Annotated in this window: 18 protein-coding genes, 2 tRNA genes and 1 other RNA gene; 6 read left to right on the forward strand and 15 right to left on the reverse strand. The window is 44.2% G+C overall.

The annotated features are described in order from the left end of the window. Window positions 1-5: 5 nt before the first annotated feature. The 7 genes from udp to F7Y48_RS02735 all read right to left on the reverse strand — a co-directional run bounded on the left by udp (window position 6) and on the right by F7Y48_RS02735 (window position 8,300). Window positions 6-764, reverse strand: a complete 759-nt coding sequence (udp, locus tag F7Y48_RS02705; protein ID WP_012842006.1) for a uridine phosphorylase — start codon at window positions 762-764, stop codon at window positions 6-8. Window positions 765-1,070: 306 nt separating this feature from the next. Then, window positions 1,071-3,377: a zinc/cadmium/mercury/lead-transporting ATPase gene (locus F7Y48_RS02710; RefSeq protein ID WP_316680701.1), complete on the reverse strand. Its 2,307-nt coding sequence runs from the start codon at window positions 3,375-3,377 to the stop codon at window positions 1,071-1,073. A 178-nt stretch (window positions 3,378-3,555) separates the two neighbouring features. Beyond that, window positions 3,556-3,975: a CBS domain-containing protein gene (locus F7Y48_RS02715; RefSeq protein ID WP_005390603.1), complete on the reverse strand. Its 420-nt coding sequence runs from the start codon at window positions 3,973-3,975 to the stop codon at window positions 3,556-3,558. Between the two features lie 248 nt (window positions 3,976-4,223). Further along, window positions 4,224-4,958, reverse strand: a complete 735-nt coding sequence (locus F7Y48_RS02720) for an RNA methyltransferase (RefSeq protein ID WP_258508154.1) — start codon at window positions 4,956-4,958, stop codon at window positions 4,224-4,226. A gap of 208 nt (window positions 4,959-5,166) precedes the next feature. Next, an RNA gene (gene ffs / locus F7Y48_RS02725) (signal recognition particle sRNA small type) lies at window positions 5,167-5,263 on the reverse strand. 137 nt (window positions 5,264-5,400) lie between these two features. Beyond that, entirely contained in the window at window positions 5,401-7,404 is a 2,004-nt protein-coding gene (locus tag F7Y48_RS02730) for a GGDEF domain-containing protein (RefSeq protein ID WP_258508155.1), read from the reverse strand. A 152-nt stretch (window positions 7,405-7,556) separates the two neighbouring features. Further along, on the reverse strand, window positions 7,557-8,300 hold the full coding sequence (locus tag F7Y48_RS02735) for a hypothetical protein (RefSeq protein WP_046874702.1): 744 nt from the start codon (window positions 8,298-8,300) through the stop codon (window positions 7,557-7,559). A gap of 257 nt (window positions 8,301-8,557) precedes the next feature. Between F7Y48_RS02735 and F7Y48_RS02740 the strand changes: the two genes are divergently transcribed. Continuing rightward, window positions 8,558-8,860, forward strand: a complete 303-nt coding sequence (locus tag F7Y48_RS02740; RefSeq protein WP_046874701.1) for a DNA base-flipping protein — start codon at window positions 8,558-8,560, stop codon at window positions 8,858-8,860. A 30-nt stretch (window positions 8,861-8,890) separates the two neighbouring features. Here the strand turns inward: F7Y48_RS02740 and F7Y48_RS02745 are convergent, their stop codons facing one another. After that, a complete protein-coding gene (locus tag F7Y48_RS02745) occupies window positions 8,891-9,325 on the reverse strand; it encodes a YbaY family lipoprotein (protein ID WP_012842007.1) in 435 nt (144 codons plus the stop codon). A 240-nt stretch (window positions 9,326-9,565) separates the two neighbouring features. Here F7Y48_RS02745 and tesB point away from each other — a divergent pair, with 240 nt between their 5' ends. Next, a complete protein-coding gene (gene tesB, locus F7Y48_RS02750; protein ID WP_316680706.1) occupies window positions 9,566-10,426 on the forward strand; it encodes an acyl-CoA thioesterase II in 861 nt (286 codons plus the stop codon). A 64-nt stretch (window positions 10,427-10,490) separates the two neighbouring features. Here the strand turns inward: tesB and F7Y48_RS02755 are convergent, their stop codons facing one another. Continuing rightward, window positions 10,491-13,571 (reverse strand): cadherin repeat domain-containing protein, encoded by a 3,081-nt coding sequence (locus F7Y48_RS02755; RefSeq protein WP_258508157.1) that lies wholly within the window; start codon window positions 13,569-13,571, stop codon window positions 10,491-10,493. 460 nt (window positions 13,572-14,031) lie between these two features. Next, on the reverse strand, window positions 14,032-14,496 hold the full coding sequence (locus F7Y48_RS02760; RefSeq protein WP_005390577.1) for an Lrp/AsnC family transcriptional regulator: 465 nt from the start codon (window positions 14,494-14,496) through the stop codon (window positions 14,032-14,034). A 138-nt stretch (window positions 14,497-14,634) separates the two neighbouring features. Here F7Y48_RS02760 and F7Y48_RS02765 point away from each other — a divergent pair, with 138 nt between their 5' ends. Next, the gene (locus tag F7Y48_RS02765) at window positions 14,635-15,729 is read left to right on the forward strand and encodes a PLP-dependent cysteine synthase family protein (protein WP_258508158.1); all 1,095 of its coding nucleotides are present in this window, start codon (window positions 14,635-14,637) and stop codon (window positions 15,727-15,729) included. Between the two features lie 64 nt (window positions 15,730-15,793). Here the strand turns inward: F7Y48_RS02765 and F7Y48_RS02770 are convergent, their stop codons facing one another. Continuing rightward, entirely contained in the window at window positions 15,794-16,111 is a 318-nt protein-coding gene (locus tag F7Y48_RS02770) for a DUF1244 domain-containing protein (RefSeq protein WP_258508159.1), read from the reverse strand. Window positions 16,112-16,324: 213 nt separating this feature from the next. Between F7Y48_RS02770 and F7Y48_RS02775 the strand changes: the two genes are divergently transcribed. Continuing rightward, a complete protein-coding gene (locus F7Y48_RS02775; protein WP_152815172.1) occupies window positions 16,325-16,900 on the forward strand; it encodes a porin family protein in 576 nt (191 codons plus the stop codon). Between the two features lie 90 nt (window positions 16,901-16,990). Here F7Y48_RS02775 and F7Y48_RS02780 read toward each other — a convergent pair whose 3' ends face one another. From F7Y48_RS02780 to F7Y48_RS02790, 3 genes are all read right to left on the reverse strand, one after another. Then, entirely contained in the window at window positions 16,991-17,188 is a 198-nt protein-coding gene (locus tag F7Y48_RS02780) for a type II secretion system protein (RefSeq protein WP_005390570.1), read from the reverse strand. 222 nt (window positions 17,189-17,410) lie between these two features. Next, entirely contained in the window at window positions 17,411-20,524 is a 3,114-nt protein-coding gene (gene vmeF, locus F7Y48_RS02785) for a multidrug efflux RND transporter permease subunit VmeF (protein WP_046874696.1), read from the reverse strand. After that, window positions 20,524-21,633, reverse strand: coding sequence for an efflux RND transporter periplasmic adaptor subunit (locus F7Y48_RS02790; protein WP_258508161.1), 1,110 nt, complete (start codon window positions 21,631-21,633; stop codon window positions 20,524-20,526). Before F7Y48_RS02790 ends, vmeF begins: the two co-directional genes overlap by 1 nt. A 284-nt stretch (window positions 21,634-21,917) precedes the next feature. Here F7Y48_RS02790 and F7Y48_RS02795 point away from each other — a divergent pair. Further along, a tRNA-Tyr gene (locus tag F7Y48_RS02795) sits at window positions 21,918-22,002 on the forward strand. A gap of 84 nt (window positions 22,003-22,086) precedes the next feature. Further along, window positions 22,087-22,171, forward strand: a tRNA-Tyr gene (locus tag F7Y48_RS02800). A 431-nt stretch (window positions 22,172-22,602) separates the two neighbouring features. Here the strand turns inward: F7Y48_RS02800 and F7Y48_RS02805 are convergent. After that, complete coding sequence (locus tag F7Y48_RS02805) at window positions 22,603-23,475, reverse strand: Tim44 domain-containing protein (RefSeq protein ID WP_316680714.1); 873 nt, start codon at window positions 23,473-23,475, stop codon at window positions 22,603-22,605. Between the last annotated feature and the right edge of the window lie 36 nt (window positions 23,476-23,511).

Below are 23,511 nucleotides of genomic sequence, written 5' to 3' on the forward strand. Positions count from 1 at the left end.
GCGGCTTACAGCATTTTACGCGCTGCTTCTACTACCACCTTAATTGAACGAGCTTCCGTCTCTTTCAGAGTTGAATGATCTGGAATCTCTTTTTGTGTACGGTTGATGATTACACCCGCTACACAACCTGCTTTTAGACCAGAGCTCGCACACATTGTTAGCAATGTTGCAGACTCCATCTCAAAGTTAAGTACGCCCATGTCTTGCCATTCTTGCATAGAACCTTGGAAACGCTTAACAACGCGACCAGAGAACGTGTCGTAGCGCTCTTGACCTGGGTAGAAAGTATCACTTGAAGCCGTCACACCCATGTGAACCGCAGCGCCAGACTCTTCTACTGCCGCTTTCATTGCAGTTGCCACTTCAAAGTCAGCAACTGCTGGGAATTCCATTGGCGCAAAGTGCAGGCTCGCACCGTCAAGGCGAACTGACCCCGTCGTTACGATCATGTCACCTACGTTTACATGCGGTTGAATTGCGCCAGTTGTACCAACACGTAGGAAAGTACGAACACCAAGCTGCGCGAGTTCCTCAACTGCGATAGAGGTAGAAGGGCCACCAATACCTGTAGAACAAACCACAACAGGTTTACCGTCTAATTCGGCACGGTATAGCGTGTATTCACGGTGACTTGCTAGAAATACTGGGTTTTCCATTTGTTCTGCGATTTTTTGAACGCGCGCTGGATCACCAGGAATGATGGCTAGAGTCGCACCATTAAGATCAGCTTCAGTAACACCTAAATGAAATACAGCTTGAGACATAAGTCGCTCCTTATTGTGGCTTATTTTATGAACAATAAGCTCATTAATCAGTTATTGGGTACAAATGCACTGTAGCGAACCTTTCACCAACATAGAGTGATCACAATCACAATGAGAAAATGTAATGAAACTATAATTTCACCCAAAACAAGCAATGATCACAATTTTGGGGGGTTTGGCTCATTTTGTTGCATAGCGATGCGTGATTTCAAAAACAAACTAAAACATATTATTAGATTTCGTCGATACGGTTAAAAAAGCCCGAGACACGAATGCCTCGGGCTTTTTATTAACTAGTTAGGTAGGTCACTTGGCCTGCTTGGACTCAAAACGGAGCAATCTCAACGCATTTAACGTAACCAGTGCAGTTGCGCCGCTGTCGGCTAATACTGCCACCCATAGACCCGTGATGCCCAGTAAACTTGTCACCAAGAAAACGCCTTTCAAACCAAGCGCTAACGCAACATTCTGACGAATATTACTTAACGTCGCACGCGATAGTTCTATCATGGCAGGTAACTCAATCAGACGATTGTGCGTTAATGCCGCGTCGGCCGTTTCCAGCGCAACATCCGTACCGCCTCCCATCGCAATACCAATACTCGAAGCTTTCATCGCTGGCGCATCATTAATACCATCTCCCACCATTGCAACGGTGTGTTGCTGTGATAGTTTCTCGACGTAATGCACTTTATCTGCTGGTAATAAGCTTGCTTTATAATCCAAGCCTATTCTGGTCGCCATTGCTTCAGCACTTCTCGGGTTGTCACCGGTTAGCATCACCGACGTTATCCCAAGATCCTTCAACGTAGCGATAGCTTCTTGGGCATCTGGGCGCAATGTATCTTGCCATGCAATCACGCCAATGACCTCGTAATCATAACGCACAATGACAACCGTTTTACCTTGTTGTTCCAACGTCACCACTCGCTCTTCGGTTTCTTGAGAAAGTGGGAAATCGGCCTTAGAAGGCGTGACTACTTGGACTATTTTCCCATCGACGTAACCAGTGACACCAGAGCCCACTTGCGCGGTTTTATCTAGCGCTTCAGGAATAGGAAGCCCCTGCTTTTGCACTTTATTAACTAAAGAAACCGCTAGAGGGTGGCTTGAGCCAACTTCGATTGAGGCTGTCAGACTAAGTAACTTGTCTTCATCTACACCGAAAGCAAAGACGTCGGTCACCTGTGGTTTACCTTGCGTCAATGTACCGGTTTTATCAAATGCGACGGACTCAACCTTACCAAGCAACTCAAGCGCCGCACCACCTTTGATTAATGCCCCCCGCTTCGCCGCAGCCGCCAAGCCAGAAGTAATCGCTGCAGGCGTTGAAATAACCAACGCACACGGACAGGCGATCAGTAACAGGGCAAGTCCTCGATAAATCCACGTTTCCCATGGTTGAGCAAACAACAGTGGTGGCGTGACGATAACCATCAAGGACACCAACATCATCAGCGGCGTATACCAACGGCTGAATTTATCCAGAAAACGTTCTAATGGTGCCTTACGAGATTCTGCGTCTTCAATCAAATGGAGAATTCGGTCAATAGCATTCTCGCCTTGACGAGAAGTCACCTGTAAACGAACGACTTTATCGACAACCACAGCCCCGGCCATCACTTTGCCACCCGTTTGGTGCTCAACGGGAACGGATTCTCCCGTTAACGCGCTTTCGTCAAAACTTGCAAGCGCATCTTGCAACACACCATCCGCTGGCAAACGACCACCGGGTGCAACTTCTATAATATACCCCGGCTTAAGCTGAGCTGCAGGCACCTCTTTACGCTCACCATCAACAATTAAAATTGAATTTTCTGGGACTAAGTCCATTAGCGCTTGGACATCACTTCGAGCTCGGGATGATGCATATGCTTCTAACTTTTCACCAATAAGGAAAAGCAATAACACCATTGCCGCTTCAGCGGTTTCACCTAAATATAAAGCGCCGAGCGCTGCCACACTCATTAACGTTTCAATCGCAAAAGGCGTACCGCTACGCGCCAACTTGAACGCTTTAAGCGCAATTGGGTATAAACCCAGTAAACAGGTCAACGTGAATAACCAAGTACTTATTTGAGGGTCGATCTTAGAAATTATTGCCGCGACAACCATCGCACTAGCAATAGAGAGAATTTGAATGTTGTCTTTTACTACCCCACGCCAGCCCTTCGTTGCAGTATTTGGTTTTGGAGCATCGAGTGAAGAAAGCGGAAAACCTGTTTGTTGGGCTGTATGCTCTATCGTAGAGGTCAGCTCGCGATCGTCAAAATCGACAACCAGTTTTTCTGTTGCAAATAAGACTTTTGCTTGGTTAACACCTTCCAAAGACGTAATGGCCTTCTCTAGCTTTTGCGCACATGAAGGACAATCCATACCTGACACAAGCCACGAGTTTCGAATTGAGGAATCACTCTCCCTTGAGGGCTCTTCCTCCTCACCAGGGTCGGCGCTACAACTCCCTCCGCTGCAACATGAACTTTCGGACACTTCTACGCCAGCTTGAGAAATGTTGAGTGAAGATTTTACTGGTGCGCAGCACGACTCGCTCGCGCCAAGCGGCACCGCAGTTTTGATTTTGCTAGATTGGCAACCTTGATGTTTCGTACACATAATTTATTTTCCTTATTGGTGTAGGCTCTTTGCCTATGACTAAGGATAAACCTTAGAGCTAGCTCCAAGGTCAAGGTGATTTTTTAAAAACTCGTCGATTGAAATACAAAAAGACGCCGAAGCGTCTTTCCAAATGACTTATTTAAAATCAAGCACCTATGATATTTGTTCAGAAAGGTTAAACTGGATGCTTAAAACACTCATTTAAAGTCATCCCGATGGCGCGCAGCACATCTCGCCTAGTGATAACGCCAACCAATTTACCTTTGCCGTCAACCACTGGATACATTTTTGGCTTACCAATCTTCATCATGTCAGCCAACTCAATCACTGACATGTCTGGAGACACAGATAAAACATCGTCATGCATACACTCTTGAACGGTATGCGTATCTTGGCAGTGATAACTCGCTTTCACCAATTTATCTAACAAGTCTTGCTCTGATAAGAATCCAACTACCTTTTCATTCTCATCAATGACGGGGCCACCTAATGTGACGCTTTGCATGACTTTATTCAAAGCAGCCGAAAGTGACATATCTTTAGTGAAGGTCACCGCTTGCAACGTCATGTAATCTTTTACTTTTAATGAATGCATTCTTATCTCCTTAAGGGCATTTTATTGCGGCCTTTAGATAAGTGTCGCCTAATTTCCTGAATTTACTAAATGGAAATGAGTAATTTTATTTATAGGTGCAGCCTATTGATCTGAATCAAAATTAAGTCATCATCGGCATTCACTGTTGTTTAATTGAGTACAACTTGCAAATGGGCTCATTTTTAATAGGTGGTAAATACAACAAAGCCAGTCAAATTGACTGGCTTCATTATTGGCGCATAGTTACATTAACAATGATGTCGACGCATATTGTCTAAAATAATACCGGTTGCCATTGCGACATTCAGCGACTCAGCACCACCAAATGCCGGAATCGTGATCTTATTTGTCACGAGCTTCGCAGCTTCTTCACGTACGCCGTGGGACTCGCTGCCCATCAACAAAATACCTTCAGCAGCGAATTCCGTTTTATGAGCGCTCTCCCCTTCCAGAAACGCGCCATAAACTGGCAAATTGGCTTCTTCTAAGTAACTTGGCAAATCAACCAGACTCACTTGTACGCGGCCAAAACTGCCCATGGTCGCGCTGATCGTCTTAGGGTTATACGGATCAGCACAATCTGTACTCGCAATAATGTGCTTGATGCCATACCAGTCTGCGACACGAATAATCGTTCCTAGATTACCTGGGTCAGATACACCATCTAGCGCAATCATCAAGCCTTTTGCTTGAGGCACTTTTACACTCGGGATTTCAACCACTGCAATGGCCGCGTTATTGCTCACGAGAGTGCTCGCTTTGGTCAGGTCGTCAAGCGATGCTTCAATGCAATCAAAACCACTTAGCGCACTAGCGTTTTGTTCGAGAAATGCCTCGGTTGCGAAGACATGCTTCACCTTTAATGAACTGCTTGCCAGCTCTAAAACGTTCTTTTCACCCTGAACTAGGAATAAGCCATGCGCTTTACGCTGTTTCTTTTGACCTAAAGCACGAAGCAGTTTTAATTGGTTTTTTGAAATCATTAAAGTATCCCAGGTGAAAATGGTTATTCGGCGAATGTACTCGAAACAATCTTCACGACAGTTCGGTATCAAGCGCGTGAGATTATAAATTATACCTAAATAACCTCAAGAAACTTGATTCATCAGAAGACTTTGAAGAGCAAACGCAGTAAAAGAGGGTTCAAAAACGAAAAAAGCCCTGCGATATACGCAGGGCTTTTAAAGGGTGGGACCCCAGCCACATCCCGGCACACAAGTCACCCGCTGCGGCTGCTTCCTTCCGGACCTGACCGAGTTCACGAGCTATTGTTGCGAGAGGACCAGAGCCCCATAATTCTTTTCGAGAGGACTTGCCTCAATCGATGGGGCGATTATTCAGTATCAGCCCTCATAATGCAAGAGCAAAAACCTTGAATTTCGTCATTTCATTACCGTTTGGACAAAACTCGATCAATTCATTCCTCTATGATTGAGCCACGTAACGATGAGAAGAAGAATAGCGGCGTGTTGACTGCTTACTTGAATACATATCTTCATCAGCTAAATGCATGGCTTGCTCTAAGCTCATGTGCTGTTCTCTTTTTGCAGAGACACCGATAGAGATACCCACAGACTCTAACTCACTACACAGTTTGCCTTTTACATCAATTCTGCTGAGCTCTTTCATTGCCCTATTTAATTCTGCTTGAGTCGGGTAGCCCAACAAGATGAACTCATCTCCCCCTATCCGGTAACTTTTCCCTGACCATACATAATGAATTTTTAGCGCTAATAATTGCAACACCTCATCACCAGCACGGTGACCGTACGTATCATTGATTCGTTTGAAGTGGTTAATATCTAAGTAAAGTATGGATAGCTCTTTGTTTACGCCTTTTCGATGTTTTACTTGCAACGCGCGGCGATTTCTTAACCCCGTTAAATTATCGGTATTCGATTGACGGTAAAGATAGAGCGAAACGCAAATCGCAAACAACAATACAAAGACAAACACAGCCTGTGTTTGCGTTGCCAGCCGAACCTCATATTCAAGCGCGGTACGCCAATCTGGGCGCAGGTCGTACTGGGCAATGATCTTATCAACTTCCAACATCGCTATCGCTCGACTGAAAAAAGGAGCAAGCATGGCACCTTTCTCGTTCGCCACCAATCCAACAGAAAGTTGTGACTGGTAAAACTCGCCAATCGCCGTGTCCTGCTCTATCGGAACCAACTCGCTCAGACGTAAAAAGTGGTTGAGCATCGCGGTATCCATCGGAATGTAATCGACCTCTTCATTCAATAAACCCTGAATGAGTTCTTGTTGGGTACGATAACGTTTCAGCTCTTTTAGCGGTAAAAGTTGCGTCATCATTTGATCGAAAAAGTCGTCCTCAACCACACCAATCCGCTCAGAGATCAACTGTGACACATGAGAGTAAGTGTTCGGCTTGTAACCTAAACGCTTGACCATAACGGATGCTGGTGAGTAATGGGGCTTGGGAAAGTAACTAAATTCATGCCGCTCGCGACTGACCGTTAACGGCGCTAAAATTTCAAAATTCCCCTGCATAAACTCATGATACATGGAACCCCAACTTTCATTTGGCTCACTAATGATCACGCAGTTTAATGCCAAGATCTCACAGCTTCTCAGGACGACATCTGCCGTCATCCCTTCGATACTGCCGTCTTCGTTGTAAACAACATATGGAAAGATAGATTCGAGCTTGATCCGTATAGGCTCACTAAAATCGAGAGGTAATAAGCGAATAGATTCTCGCAATGCCGCTCGCCTGAGTTCAAATTGATACTGGGAGATCTCTTCACGAAGTTGCTTTTGCACTCCTTCCCCATGAATAAACGTAGCGAACGTATCCAACTCTTCGAGATGATGATCTTTTTTACTGATGATCGATACTGGCTTTATCGAAATCTGATCATTTAACATCTTAGCGTCAAAGCCCTCCAGCAGCATCGGCTTAAGCTGATTGATGGCATCGACTACGCCTTCAACAACGCCTGATCTCAGTAACGTTACCGCTTGCTCATGACCTTGATAAGAGACCTGTTTTAGCTCCGGGTAGTATTGTTTAAGTAATTCAGCGTAAACCGTATCTTTAGGGACGCCAACTCGTGAAATGTCACTCAACGTCGAGTCTTTTAATCCAAAAAGGTAGGTATATTCGATATTAGTTGGACGGGAGTAACTAAAGCGTTGAGCACGCTCTTCTGTGTAAGTGATATTCGCAGCAAAGTCCGCTTCCCCATTCGCGACGGAATTTAGAATGGCATCAAAGCTGGAATAGTTCACATATTGAACGGTAAAGCCGAACTCTTTCGATGCAGCATTAAAAAGAACACGGGTGACGACATCATCCGCTTCTGTCGCAACTTTATAATGAGCAATTAAAGGTGATTCAGCTTTTACATTCAAACTCAGTAGGCAACAAGTAAAAAGCAACAGTGTTCGAGCAAAGGTAGTCATGACAAACTTATCTTAAATCAACCACTTATAATGTGGTTATTATTATTGGAAGTTTAGTAAATATGAAATGAAGAACATATACTAATCTTCATTTTGTTCCACAACCAATTCGATAGTCTGCCGCACGTGTCACTTTTTACCTGACGAAATACTCATAATTCTGCCTGTTCATCGCTGCTACGTAAGATATAGTCCGTCATCCAAGCCGTTCCTAACAAACAGATCCAAACAACAAAAACAGGGTTTGGTACATCTGTAGTCGGACTCACCACTAAGGCAGCAAAGCCAACGGTCGGTAACGTCCAGCACAATAGTTTACTCCAACGAATGGAGTGTTTAAGCTTCGCGAGGGTTTCCATTGAAGCCAGCATTCCTGTCACGCTCAATGCCACAAGAACGGCATATGGCAAGCCAGCAATCCATAATGGGAACAACAACAGCATCGGCCACCAGCTGTGCTTATTGGATGGGGTCCAATGTACAGCAGACCACCACATCGCCATGACCGCGACAGTTTGAACCACTGTAACCCAAGCGGATCCATCTAGCTTCCCACCTTGTTGCGTGACCATAATACCGACTTGTAGAGTAAGTACGATTAGGCCTGCGGTGAGCAGAACGCCCAACGAACTTCTACGAGAGAACACTACCATTAAAAGTGGGAAAAGGATCAAAATACCAATCGATAGCGCGATTGGCTGCATTGAGAGCGTAGCGCCAAAAGCCATCATTGCGCCCAGCAACACCAAACCTGCAAACCCGCCTTGTGGCAAGATCCACAACGCCGGGATCATGAGTGCAAGAACAGGAATATCTCCCTCGCTCAAACTCATCGCTCGAACGCACACCACTGCGAGTAAAGTCGTAATGAAAAATTGAAGTGTCGATAAAATCATAGCGCCTCCTGGCTTCCCCACCTACTTGGTAACTCAACGGCAAAAACTGGGATTAAAAGTCGTTGAGAGGGTCTAGATTCAAGCTTAGCTTGTGTTTGTTTTATGCTTTTTAACGCTCATTAACATACGGCACGACTGAAGAGAAAATGTGATCAACAAAAGTCAATCGCGGGCAATATAAACGTTAAGAACCGTTAGCAATATACAAGTCCGATGGTTTACCATTCCTTAGTAATCCACAATAGACACTTTTGAGTATGGACCAATTTTTAGCGCAAATCTTTGCTGTAATTCACCAAATTCCAAAAGGAAAAGTCTCCACCTACGGGGAAATCGCAAAAATGGCAGGTTACCCGGGCTACGCAAGACATGTTGGTAAGGCGCTTGGTAATTTGCCAGAGGACAGCAAACTCCCGTGGTTTAGAGTGATAAATAGTCAAGGAAAAATATCCTTAAAAGGCAGTAATTTAGAACGACAAAAACAGAAATTAGAAGCCGAAGGAATTGAAGTATCTGAGATTGGAAAAATTTCGCTAAGAAAATACAAATGGCAGCCTTAGGCTGCCATTTTTTGTTCGCTGTGTTTGAGATTAACGCGTACCAACTAGACGAATATCCAACTGGTGAGTTTGTGCTTCATCTGTGATTACACCGTTATGTGTATCGCTGATAAAACGCAATTTACCATCCACTTCAATACGCGCACGGACGCTGTAACGATGGTTTGGTTTGATTTCATTGTTATCGTAGTTCAGCTCAAAAGAAAGAGGAACTTGTTTACCTTCCGTTTCGAATGTCTGCTTTGCTAGTACTTTTGCTGGCGCATCAGCCAAAGACACATCTTCTAACGCGACGGTAACCACTGCGTTTGGCGGCAGAGCAATACGCTCGCGGTAAGCCACTGTACCTGTAATCGTCTTCATTGACGCCTCTGCAGATTCCATTTCTGTATTTTGAGAAGTTTGGCAACCCACTAACGCAGCCCCAAAGAGTAAAGAAGTAACAAGCAGTAGTGTTTTTTTCATATCTTCCTCGAAAAGAGTATTAAACCGGAGCAATTATAGGTGTGGAATATAAAACTGTCTGCTTCCTGTCAGTTTATTTGACAATAGTTTGACTGAGTTAGAATTTATCAAACAATTGATTTTGTTTCATAATCGGAACAATACTATTTCTAAGTTACTCAATAGTTCTTAACTATGGCACTTCACAAGAGTGAGACTGTTGAGGTAAGTTGGAGTGAAAGACAACGGTGAGGAGACACAATGAGTAAACCATTACGAGAATTGCTCAGCCTACTACAACTCGAAAAATTAGAAGAAGGCTTGTTTCGTGGCCAAAGTGAAAACCTAGGTTTGCCTCAAGTGTATGGTGGCCAAGTGATTGGGCAAGCGCTTTCTGCTGCGCGCTACACCGTTGAAGAAACACGCACGGTGCACTCCTTCCATAGCTATTTTTTGTACCCAGGTGATCCAGAAAAGCCCATCATTTATGATGTAGAAAACCTAAGGGATGGCCGCAGCTTCAGCACCAGACGCGTTAAGGCGATTCAAAATGGACGCCCTATTTTCTACCTAACGGCGTCTTACCATGGCGATCAACCTGGGTTTGATCATCAAAAGGAAATGCCAGACATTCCTGGCCCAGAAAACTTCGCCTCTGAGAGTGAGCTTGCTAGCCATATAGCCGAATTTCTGCCAGAGCGACTACGCAAAACATTTTGTGGTGAAAAGCCAATTGAAACTCGTCCTGTTACGGTCATCAACCCCCTAAAACCCAAAAAAGCAGAGCCTAAACAGTATCTTTGGATTCGTGCCAATGGTGAAATGCCAGATAACCTGCTTATTCATCAGTACCTGTTGGCCTACGCATCAGATTGGGGATTCCTCGTGACAGCAATGCACCCACATGAAGTGTCATTAATGACGCCAAACTTCCAAGTTGCCACCATTGACCATTCAATCTGGTTCCACCGTCCGTTCAAAATGGATGAATGGTTGTTGTACGCGATAGAAAGCCCAACAGCGAGTAATACTCGTGGGTTAGTGCGTGGCGAAATCTATAACCAGCAAGGTCATTTAGTGGCAACCGCAGTGCAAGAAGGTGTAATGCGCTACACGAAGTAACCCGCGCGCATTAGACGCAAAAAGGAGTGCTCAGCACTCCTTTTTAGTAGGTATCAAACGATGATTAATTCGGTTGATACTTCATGTTAACAACCGACCATTCATACAATGTTCTCGGCTCTCCAAATTCGTTTCCTTTAGTAATCGTACCGGGTTCTGGATAAAAGCCACCAGCCTTACTCTCTAAATACGAGCCTATATCACTTGGTTGAAACTCGCGTTGACCACGACGATAGTAAATAAGTGGGTCTACGAGTTCATATTCCACATCTTCTAATTGCGAATCATCTATTATCAAGAAGCGAGTAATACGGATCGTAAAACCAGTTTCACAAAATCCTAAATCATCATAATCAAGCGCTTGAACTGGCGTCAAATCATCTTTAGCCAAATCACTTTCACATCCGTCAAAACGACCAATATGCATCCACACTGCCTTAAATTGGGTTTCGTCATCGCTACCTAGTGGCTTTAATCGAAGAAACGCAACTCGACCCTTTCCGTAATTTTTTAGCTCATCATCAGTTGGTTCTCGCACAAGACGAGCTCCCATTAAGCCAAACTCGCTTTCTTCCAAGTTAGCAAACTGCGGCGCATTTAATGTACTGAAAACAGGGGCTTGTTTAGAATTCAATAAGAGATAGCGATCCGCCTCACCTTCATCAGCAAGAGTTAGATTAATTTTAACTTCTTTATCTATCATCGCTTTGTGATCTCGAGACTCGCTTTCTGATACAGCCAAGGTAATTAAACGAGAACCACTGTCAATTCTAGGAAGATCGAGTAAAGTCAATTCTCCTAAATTGGCATCTAATGCAACAAAATCTTTATTTTTGCTGAGGAGAGTGTCAGATAATGCAAAAGTGCGATTACCTAACGTTGCGCCAAAATCAAGCTTAACCTTTTTAAATGGTTTAAACTCCACATCCATTATAGAAATAGACAAACCAGGATGTTCTGCTTTATTGATCGTACCATTTACCATGATTGTTTTAGCTTTGTAGTTGCGCCCGGTGAGGGTTACCTCTAATTGGTACGTGCCTGCGTGTAAAACCTTCAAACGCCCCGTCTCAGAAGAAACTAACTCAACCACAGGATCTTTTTGGTTAATAAGACGATAGCTGGCTTTCGCCTCTCCTCCACTCATCACTGGTGAGATAATAGTACCCGCTGAAAAGTCTACGGTTGGATAAGCAATCGATACAGGGTTTGCGCCAGGTTTAATCGTGACCAAGAAACTGCTTTCACCCGGATTAACTTTATCGTCCCCCGCATCCGAAACAATAATTTTTGTGCTACCCGCGTTGAGAATTTGCATGGTACCCGTTTGGTTGTTTAAGGAAACAACATCCGTTGCTGCGTTGTCTTCAAATCGAAAAGTAAGCTCGCCGACCACACCAGAGATTTCCGGCCAAGGAAATGTTTGGCCAGCATTCCAAATCTCTTCCACATTGGATTGAACTTCAATTCGACTCGGCGCACTCAGAATTGTCACGTAGACTTTTTGATCAGGACCAACGGTATAATTCGCGCTCTCTTTTCTGCGCACAGTTAACGTCGCTTTACCCGCTTTATACACATGGAGACGTCCTTCACTAAATCCACCGACAACATCTGGTGCGGTGTTATCTACAATCTCAATTTGCTCGTCAGCACTCAAACCAAAATCACGATGAAGATCAAAACTGTATTTATTACTGTATACAACATCATAATCGTGCGTTGCCATCGGTTGGCCTTCAGCCTTTGCAACTTTGATGACAACATTAAATTGAATAGGTTGGTAGAACTCCCCACCATCGTCTTCAAACTTAAGACGATATTCTCCAGCCGTCTCTACTTCTAACTTGCCATCGGTCATTCTTAAACCGTCCGGTAAACTACCGACTAGGCTTACGTTGCCTTTTTGTCCTGAAAATGCCAAAGGAATTGAGAGGCTAGGCTGATAAATAAGCGACATTTCAATGTCGTTCATCACTGGATGAGGCGCGCGATTAACTTCAAGATCAAAGCGAGTTTTGCTTGCAGGATAATTACGCATATCATGCTCGTAAATTTCCACTTCAGAAGCACCAACGCCTTTGATCAGTAATGCTTCACCATTTTCAGTTTTAGCAACAACGTCTTCACCACGAATAATTTTCAGCTCATAGCCACCGTAGGCATTAGTCACTTTAGGGAAAATTCGTCCACCTTCCTCATAAGTGGTGACGATATCCGCTGCGCTGATTGCTTCGCGTTGACCTTGTTTTACATCCACAACAAATTGCGCCGTTTGCTGTTTATCTAGAAACGCGTCGCTGTAAGTTGCTGTCGCTTCAACGGTTAACTGCCCGACATTATGAACAAGGAGCAGACCTGACTCCGAGTTGAGTAACTCGGCAACGTTGTTGTCTGGCTCGCTGCGAATGATTTTGTATGTGATGCTTTGCGTTTGAGCTTTATCTAAACGTGCAGGTTCTAACGTCAGCCCTTCTCTATATTCGTCTTCCAGCAAGGCGAATTGAAGTTGCCCGGATGCTACTCCATGAAGCTTCACCGTTGCGCGAACTTGCTTCGGCAGATAAAGCTCGTTACCTGAATCTGTAATCAGTACCGACGCCTGACCAATTGAGCCTAATGAATATACCGAACCGTTCTCATCAACCCGAATCAAGTTATGACCACTTTCTACTTCATAACTCAGTTCACCTTTTTGGCCACGAACGGTCAGCGCTTTCCCTTCAGACTCGATTGCATTGAAGTTTAGATCACTAACCGAAAGGTCTGTGTTAATACCTCGTTCCACAGTGATAGAAAATCGTGCTTCAGAGGATTCATAAGCAGAACTGCTATCCGTAGCCAGAATTGTTGCCGTTCCTGGACGCAAAATTTGTAGCACTCCAGAGTCATTAATTTTCACAACATTTAGCGGATTAGAGTCAATGACTTGATAAGACACCGAACCATGTACATTGCTCAATTTTGCCGCAGTAACGGTTCCCACGCCCTCAAACTTCAATACCGTGTCTTCAGCTTTTAACTGTGGGCGGCTCTGCTTTGTTATCGTAGTTGGTGTCTTTGTATTGTTCGTTTTAGAGTCACCTCCACCACCACAACCAGCGAGTAACGCCGCGAGAAAAAGCAAATAATATTTTCTGTTCATTTTTAGAAACACTTTGTCACAAATAAGTGCTAGCGATAATAATACGATGTTTTATTAATCACTAGCTTCATTTTTGAGTACTTTATTACTTAAGTATTTACTACTGTATTACGCATAAGAATAAATGCTCAGAAGTGGTGACTAAAATACACAAAACAACACAAAGCAAACGTTTAAATTAAACTAATTAATTAATTTAGTAAAAATGAATATTCAATAAAAATAAAACACGACAAATAAAGAGGAGAAATTGCGTTATTTTTTCATGCGTTTTGCTGTACGAGCGCTTGATGAAGAATAAAAACAAACAGTTAATGCGGAAATAGAAGAGAGAATAAATATCGTTTATATTTATTCCAATCCAGTAAAAAGTAACGTAGTTAGAATAACCCTGCTACCTGTTAACACTTAAAATGCTAACAGGTAGAGTAACCATTAAATAAAATTCGTATAAAGCTATTTAGTTGAGAAGTGGTAACTCAGTCGTATATTTAATGGATTCCATAGCAAATGTTGAAGTCACATTAGACAATCCCTTTACACTATTAACTAAGCGCTTATAAAACTCGTCAAAACACTTCATATCTTTCACCAGCACTTTCATCATGTAGTCATACTCGCCGGCCATACGATAAAACTCCATTACCTCGGGGAAATCACTCACTGTTGTGACAAAATGGTGATACCAATCTTCGGAGTGATCGATGGTTTTTAGCTGAACAAAAGCGATAAAAGACAGGTCGAGTTTTTCTGCACTCAGTAACGCCACGCGCTTTTCGATGTAGCCTTCTTCTTCCAACCTTTTCAAACGCTTCCAACATGGCGTCGTTGTCAGATTAACCTGCTCTGCTAACTCATTTAATGACAAGGTGCTGTCGGTTTGTAACAACGCAAGCAACTGCTTATCGACTCGATCCAAACTCATCCTATAAAACCCACAAAGTGTAGAAAATTTTTCTATCAAAATAGTAATTACTGGCAATTATAGCAAAGTTTTTCTCTCGTATTATAGGTAAATTATTCCCATCCAATGCTTATCTATCGATTTCCAAGGAGAGACGCCATGTGTACTGACCACAACTGGATCAACAATGCAGTGCGTAAAATTGAAGCAGACTTTCAACGTTCTGCTGATACTCATTTATTTAAACTCGAACTGCCTTCTCTTGATGGTATCGATATCTACCTAAAAGATGAGAGCACGCACCCAACAGGCTCTCTGAAACACCGATTGGCACGCTCATTGTTTCTTTATGCGATTTGTAACGGATGGATTGGTCCTGAAACCACAGTGATTGAAGCGTCCTCAGGCAGCACTGCCGTTTCAGAAGCGTATTTTGCTCGCTTGCTTGGCTTACCGTTCATTGCTGTTATGCCGAAAACCACCGCACGTAAAAAGATTGAACAAATTGAGTTTTACGGTGGTAAAGCGCATCTTGTAGAGCGCTCAGATCAGATTTATGACGAGTCTCGACGCTTGGCTCAAGAGTTAAATGGTCACTACATGGATCAGTTTACTTATGCTGAACGTGCGACTGACTGGCGCGGCAACAACAACATTGCGAACTCTATCTTTAGCCAAATGGAACTAGAAGATCACCCAATTCCTAATTGGGTAGTAATGAGCCCAGGAACTGGTGGCACGTCTGCAACCATTGGCCGTTTTATTCGTTACCAAAAATACGACACCAAACTTTGTGTCGTAGACCCTGAAAACTCGGTGTTTTACGACGCTTTCCAGTCAGGTAATCACTCATTAAAAGGTGAAGCCGGCAGCAAAATTGAAGGCATCGGTCGACCACGTGTCGAGCCAAGCTTTATTGCAGGTGTTATTGACGAGATGCGCAAAATTCCAGACGCTGCCAGTGTGGCAACTGCACATTGGGTTTCTCAGCTGATTGGGCGTAAAGTAGGCGCATCAACGGGGACGAACCTCTACGGTGTGCTTCAACTGGCCTGCGAAATGAAACAACGCGGTGAAACAGGCTCTATCGTGACACTTCTATGTGACTCTGGTGAGCGTTACTTAGATACGTATTACGACTTAGCATGGGTAAAAGAGAACATCGGAGATATTCAACCTTACCTCGCGCAACTTGAAGTCATTCAAGCGAAAGGCTGTGTTGAGCCGACATGTTGCGGTCCAATTACCGCTTAATATGTAAATTCGAATGTAAAAAAACAGCCCGCTGATGTGCGGGCTGTTTTTTTGGAAATGAGTATTACTTTTTCTGACGCGCTTCAAACGCCGCCAATTGTTCTGGCGTTGCCGCAGGTTGATGACTTTGCTTCCATTCATCGTAAGTCATGCCATATACACGTTCGCGAGCGTCATCAATATCTAAATCCACACCAAGATTTTCCGCTTCGGCTTTGTACCATTTGCTAAAGCAGTTGCGACAGAAGCCCGCAAGGATCATGAGGTCGATGTTCTGTACGTCTTTATTCGCGTCTAAATGCGCCAATAAACGACGAAATGTCGCCGCGTCTAACTTATCTTGTTCTTCTTGAGTAAGATTTTTATATTTGAATTCAGCCACTTTACTTTCCTTCTCTCTTATTTGATTGACGTTAGTCACCATACTGAATAGTAAGTTTTCCAGCCAAGGAAGTCTGCTTTAGCGCAACAATTCTCAGTCTAAATGACTACCTTTGCGTAAAAACTGATATGATAAACGCCATCTATCTTATTGATTAAATTAATATTAACACAACTCATTACAACGGTCTTTTACAAAGGTTATCGTCAAGTTATGAAAAACGCCATTCTATTATTGTCTGCCTTGACCATCAGTGTGCCGACTTTTGCTGCTCAAGAACAAACTCATCAATCTTATTTTTATCTGGGTACTGGTAACGTCGGTTTTGATACGCCCTATTTTGGCTCAGACAGAGACAATGAGTGGTCCACACCACATATCACTGTTGGTTGGGGCTATCATGTCAATCAATACCTTGCGTTTGAAGGTGTGCTTCGCTATTCCCAAAACGAACTTAAAAACGACACACTGAAAACAGATTTGGATTTGCACTATTACCAAGCGGGTATGTCAGCAGTATTGACCAGCGATAACCTTGGCGATACGCCACTTTCTTTGTTCGGCCGCGTGACCGCGTTAGGGACTCAGGCAGAAATGTACGTTCCAAACCAACAAAAAGTCACAGATGATTCAGGAGCACTATTCAATATCGGTGCTGGTGTCCATTGGGATATGAGCAAAGACATCTGGTTGCGCGCAGAGTACATCTATAATGTCGCAGATATGGGCTTTGAAGATTTTTACGACAGCTACGAAGGTGTGCAAATTAGCTTAGGGAAACGCTTCTAACATTAGGTAGCACCAAGTTACCAGAATTGAAATACAAACAAGCCGAGGTTTTTACCTCGGCTTGTTTTACAATCTACGGTGTGTCATCAGTTACTGAGCGGAAAACTTTTCTGTTGTCTCTTGATTCACATGGCTACTTGGTTGACCGGCATCGAGAGAGTGTAAAATGCCATCTTGACGATCTTTTAGTGCATTCGTTAACGTCGGAAGTGCAGTGGTCGCTAACAACGCCATAACACCCGCAACTAAAACCATTTCTACCATGTAACTACCACGTACTTTTTTCAAGAGAACACCTCAAATAATAATAGGTATATGCTGCTTTCCCGGCATGACACCTAACAAGACCCGACATTCAGTCAATACGATGAGCGAGTCCTGTGCCCCTCGAAGAAGTGGCGAAATAATAAACAAAAATAATCATTAGATCTATAAGTAATCACTCTCAATATAAAAAAACACCGAACAAAAGTTGTTCGGTGTTTTCAATCAAAGCTTTACGTACAGCGGCTAAGGATGAGCAATACGGCCTTTTGTATCGTGGCTGAGTGCTTTGTTCAATTCTGCTTCTACATGACCTGGCGCCTGTGTTTTCGCCGAAATCAATCGGTACATAGCCGGGATGACAAATAAGGTCACCAATGTTGCAAATCCCATCCCGAAAAAGATCACGGTACCCACAGCAATACGACTCTCATAACCTGCCCCTGTCGATACAATCAACGGGATGGCACCAGCAAGCGTGGTAAATGCTGTCATCAAGATCGGGCGTAGACGTCGCGCAGCTGCATCAATAACCGCTTTTTCGAATTCAACACCACGGTCACGTAACTGGTTGGCAAATTCGACAATCAAAATGCCGTTTTTCGTCACCATGCCGATCAACATGATCATGCCAATCTGGCTGTAAATGTTCATGCCTTGCCCCATCACAACCAAGCCAAGGAAGCCACCAAATACGCCCATCGGCACCGTAAACATCACCACTAACGGGTTCACGAAGCTTTCAAACTGAGCCGCCAACACGAGATACGCCACAAGCAATGCCAACGCAAACACGACAGCAACACTCGCTTGGTTCTCTTTAAAGTCTTTTGACTCGCCAGAATAACTCACCGAGATGTCACCTGGTAAGTTGTCTATCGCTTGTTGATCAAGGTAATTCAGCGCGTCTCCTAATGTGTAGCCTTCTGACAGATTAGCCGTAATAGTGATGGATTTCTGTTTGTTGTAGTGAGATAGACGAATAGAAGCTGCCACTTCTTCAATTTTAGTGACCGCGTCTAACGTCACTAACTGCCCACTATTAGTTCGCAGATAAATCTGGCTTAAATCCGCTGCATTATTAAAGCTGTTTTCATCACCACGAAGATACACATCATACTCTTCGCCACGCTCAACATAAGTCGTTTCACTTTTACCACCAAGCATGATTTCTAGCGTATCAGAAATGTCTTTGACACTGACCCCTAGTTCTGCGGCACGCTGTCTGTCGACCGTAACCAATAGCTCTGGCGTTTTCTCTGAGTAATCGATCTCAGCGCCTTCCATCATTGGCGATTCTTCTGCTTTGTTTTTCAACATTTCAGCCCAGACGAGAAGTTCATCGTAATCAGAGCCACCTAATACAAACTGAACAGGCTCACTCGAACCACCTTGGAAACCAGGCATGAATGGGAACACTCGAACATCAGGTATGCCAGCCAGTGCGCCACGCACTTTGTTAAGCGCTTCCTGAGCTGTTACATCTCGCTCATTCCAGTCTTCTAGAATCATGATAACAAAGCCGGTTTGGTCGCCTGCCTGTCCACCAAATGCAGGCGTTTGGATACTAAACGACTTCAGATACCCTTGTCCGAGTAATGGCATCAATCGGTCTTCAACAATGTCCATATTGGCTGACATACGATTGTATGACGTGGCATCAGCCCCGCGTACAAACGCAAACATCACGCCGCGATCTTCTTGAGGGGTCAACTGGGCTGGCACTTGGTTCATCAAGAAGTAACTGCCGCCCAAACACGCCAAAATCACCAGCGGTGCAGCCCAACGCATTTTCAATGCGCCTTTCAATAATGAGCGGTAACCACTCTCAAGTTTACTAAATAGGCGATCGACCACTTGATTAAATCGATTTGGTTTTACGTTCGCCTTCAAAATCTGACTACCCAATACAGGAGTTAATGTTAGGGCGATCAAAGACGAGAAAATCACAGACATCGCCAACAAGACAGAAAACTCAGTAAATAGCAGACCTACCATGCCATCCATAAAAGAAATCGGCAGGAATACCATCACCAGCACTAGCGTTGTCGCGATAACGGCAAAGCCTACTTCCCGCGTGCCTTTATAGGCCGCAAGCAAAGGCGATTCACCACGTTCTATATGGTGGAAGATGTTTTCAACAACCACAATCGCGTCATCCACTACCAAGCCGATAGACAGGATCAACGCCATCAAGGTGATTAAGTTGATAGAAAAGCCAAAGTAATAAGCGGCAATGAACGAAGAAATCAGCGATACCGGAACCGTAACAGCTGGGATCAAGGTTGCACGAGCTTGACCAATGAAGATGTACAACACCAAAATGACCAAACCGCCCGTAATAAATAGCGTGCTATACACCTCTTCTATCGAGCGCTCGATAAACACCGTCGCATCGTAGTCGATAGCAAGCCGCGTTCCTTCCGGCAAGAACTTCTGGATGTTATCAACTTCAGCTCGAACTAATTTTGCTACTTCTAACGGGTTCGCATCAGACTGAGGAACAACCCCCAAACTAACATTGACGACGCCATCGCTTTTAAAGGTCGAGTTTTCGTTTTCTGCACCGATAAAAACATCAGCGACATCTTTCAAATAGATAGGCGTGTTGTCGCTCGCCCTTTTAATCACGAGGTACTGAAAATCTTCCGGCGTGTTATAACTACGCGCTGTCCGTACCGACATGACTGTCGAGTCGTTACGAACTTCACCACCCGGACTTTCTAAGTTTTCACTTCGCAGTGCCGATGTAATGTCCGAAGCCGTGACTGAGCGCCCCGCCATCAGCTCTGGCTTAAGCTTCACGTACATCACCTTGTACAAACCACCAGAGAGATCAATGGAGCTCACCCCAGAGATCAAGCTAAAGCGATCCATCAATACACGTTCGGCATAATCCGTCAATTGAGTGCGGTCCATCTCTGCAGAGCTGAGGTTTATATAGAGGGAGGCCTGACCTGAACCGTTATTCTTGTAGACAATTGGATCGTCCGCTTCATCAGGTAGCGAACGTTGAGCGCGAGCCACCGCGTCGCGAACATCACTAACACCCGTATTGAGATCGTAACCGAGCTCAAAAGTGATCGTAATACGCGAACTGCTGTTTCGCGTCGTCGAACTGATCTCATCGATTCCGCTGATGCCTGAAAGCTGATCTTCTAATACAGACGTAATTTGACTCTCGATGATCGTCGCGGAAGCGCCCTCGTAACGCGTACTAATGGAAACGACCGGACTTTCAATGTCCGGCATTTCTCGCACCGCTAGTTTCGTAAAGGATACAAAGCCAAATACACACAGCAGCATACTCAATACCAACGCTGCGACTGGGCGTTTTACAGAAACGTCAGAAAGTAACATTAGTTTGCTTCCTTAGCCGCTTCGTCTTGCTTGCTTTGAACACCTTGATTACCAGTTGCGTTAGCTGTTTTTGACTTTCCTGGTGCGACAATTTCCTTAACTTCAACACCATCTCGCATATTAACGATGCCCTGTACAACAATTTTGTCGCCAACTTCAACGCCTGATTCAATAACGACTTCGTTATCGACACGAGCACCGAGAATGACTTCTTGTCGAGTCGCTTTATTGTTGCCATCGATGACGTATACGTAACGCTTGGTGCCAGAGTATTCTAGTGCTTGAACCGGGATAATTGGCGCTTCAATCGCAGGGAAGGCCAATGATGCATTCATTAACATGCCCGGCTTTAAGAGGTTTTCAGGGTTCTCAAACTCAATACGTACACGCAGGTTCAGCGTTTCTGAGCTAATCCGCGTATCAATGCCTGTGACTTGACCAGTAAACGTCTGTTCACCCCATGCACTGGTTTTGGCAATGACTTCCATACCAATAGAAAGCATCGATAAATAGCGCTCCGGTACTTGTAAATCCAGCTCCATGACGGAAAGGTCATCCAAGGTCAACAGCTCTGTACCCGCGCTAACCATTTTACCGCGACTAAAATCGATGAAACCAACAGTGCCAGAGAACGGCGCAGTAATATGAAGATCGGCCAAATTTGCTTGAGCGGCGTCCAGCCTTGCTTGTGCAATTTCAACGCTTGCTTTTTGTGCGTCGATCTCAGTTTGGGTGATAGCATTTCGCTTAACCAAACGTTGAAACTCTTTTAGCTTACGTTGTTCATCTTTAAGGTACGCCTTTGCCTCAATCAAAGCAGCTTGAGCCTTATCATCATCCAACTTGATTAACAGTTGACCTTGTTTGACATTTTGATTCGCTTTAACAGCGATTTGATTCACTTTGCCGGCGACTTCCGATGCAACAACCACAGACTCCGCCGCTTCTAATTTACCGATAAGCGATAAGGATTGATTGATCTCGTGCGTTTCTACTTGCTCAGTTACGACGGTAACTGCTGAGCCTCGCATAGCTGCGAAAGCTGATGGAGAACTCATTAATATAGAAAGCGTTAAAACAGATAACGATAACGTGGCTTTCATGCTCATGATATTGACTTCTAAACGAATAAACTTATGTCATTAAACTGCTTACATTTTATCAGTAGATACGTGGTTTAACGTCAAGTAGTGTAAATTCAAGTAAAAAGAGCGTTTCTCTTCTGTTCAAAGGACACACAAAACGCTGACTTTCTACCATCTTTGCCCAAAAAGACAGCATTCAACGTAAAAACGCAAGAAAAACGCTTTACAGCCTGAGCGAGTTTGCTATGATTCGCTCCGCACTTGGGAGATGAGTTGGGAAAACATCTTGCTAAGTATAAAAATCCTCTGGAGGGGTTCCCGAGTGGCCAAAGGGAGCAGACTGTAAATCTGCCGGCACTGCCTTCGATGGTTCGAATCCGTCCCCCTCCACCATATTCTTTCTTGTGTTTTTCCTTTAAACATAAGAACAACTTGGAAGCTAGGTTGGGAAACTATCATTCAAGTATAAAACACCCTGGAGGGGTTCCCGAGTGGCCAAAGGGAGCAGACTGTAAATCTGCCGGCACTGCCTTCGATGGTTCGAATCCGTCCCCCTCCACCATATTGAAAAAGCCAGCTCATTGAGCTGGCTTTTTTCGTTTCGGACTCTTGATAAAGTAAAGTACCAAGCCCTTCCTTATTTAACCCAACTTCTTCGCTATTCTACCTCTGTTTGGATCCTACTTTAACAACTGGGCCGAAGCGAATCTCCGATGGCCAAAGTTCGGATCTGGTCGTTGTAATACAAACAATGAACTAGCACTTTATCCTTGTTTTATCGCAATGACCATAATGTGAATGCTAAAAACATTCAGTAAAACACTTGAGGACTGACTAGCAAAAAGATATTCGGCAGAGTTAAGCGCGAGCCATGATGAAGTCTCCATCTGGCAGGTTTTATAAAAACACCTTTCGTAAATACAAACGACAGATACAAAAAATCCCGCAGGGGGCGCGGGATTTTTATTAGTGACTAAATTGGTTTAAAGGTGACTAGCCTTGAATACCAACGATTAACCATGGTGCATTAGGCACAGTCAGGTCACGCTCTAGGTGCCAGATATCTTCGATTTCTTCTTCAACACCTTCTACTGTGTCACGGTAACGACCGCTAAACTGCAGGCTAAGCTGTGCTTTATTTACATCGTAATCGGCACGGACGATCTCTGCATCAACGTACATTACATCAGTATGCTGCTCACCGTCGAGCTTCGCGCGCTCTGCTTTCAGATCTTCAAACAAGCTTGGAGAAACATATTCTTCAATGGTTTCCAGTTGATTGTGATTCCACGCACCTTGCAGGATTCGGTAGTGTTCACGAGAGCCGTTAATAAACGCTGCTTGGTCAAAGCCCGGTGGGTAGTTATGTGGTACGTCCGTTTGAGCGCCGAAACCACCAAAGCCACCATTATTTGTGTTTGGCTGTTGCTCAAAGTTTTGCATGTTTGGTTGCTCAAACTTAGATGCGTTACCACCAAATGCAGGTTGCTGACGATGCTGGTTCATACTGCCCTGCTTCGCACCTAGCATACCGCGCATTAATTTAAAGATGACAAAGGCAATCAAACCAATAATTAGGATATCCATAAATTGGATACCTTCAAAAGCACCGCCAAAGAATGCAGCAAGTAGACCACCAGCAAGAAGTCCGCCTAGCAGACCGCCCATTAAGCCTTTTTTACTTGAAGACTTCGCCGTCTGATCTTTGCCTACCGTATTGGTGTTTTGTTGCTGTTGTTTTGGTGCTGGCGCTGTTTTGTAGCTCTTACCGAAAGACTTACTGCCACCAAACTTCTTCGCTTCCGCGATAGGCGTTACAGCAACGGTAAACATCAACAGAGCAACAATAGAAAATAAACGTTTCATCGTTATCCTTAAAGTTAGCTATCTAAGATTGTGCTC

The sequence above is a fragment of the Vibrio sp. 2-1-2a genome (assembly GCF_032648565.1).
GTDB lineage: Bacteria > Pseudomonadota > Gammaproteobacteria > Enterobacterales > Vibrionaceae > Vibrio > Vibrio diabolicus.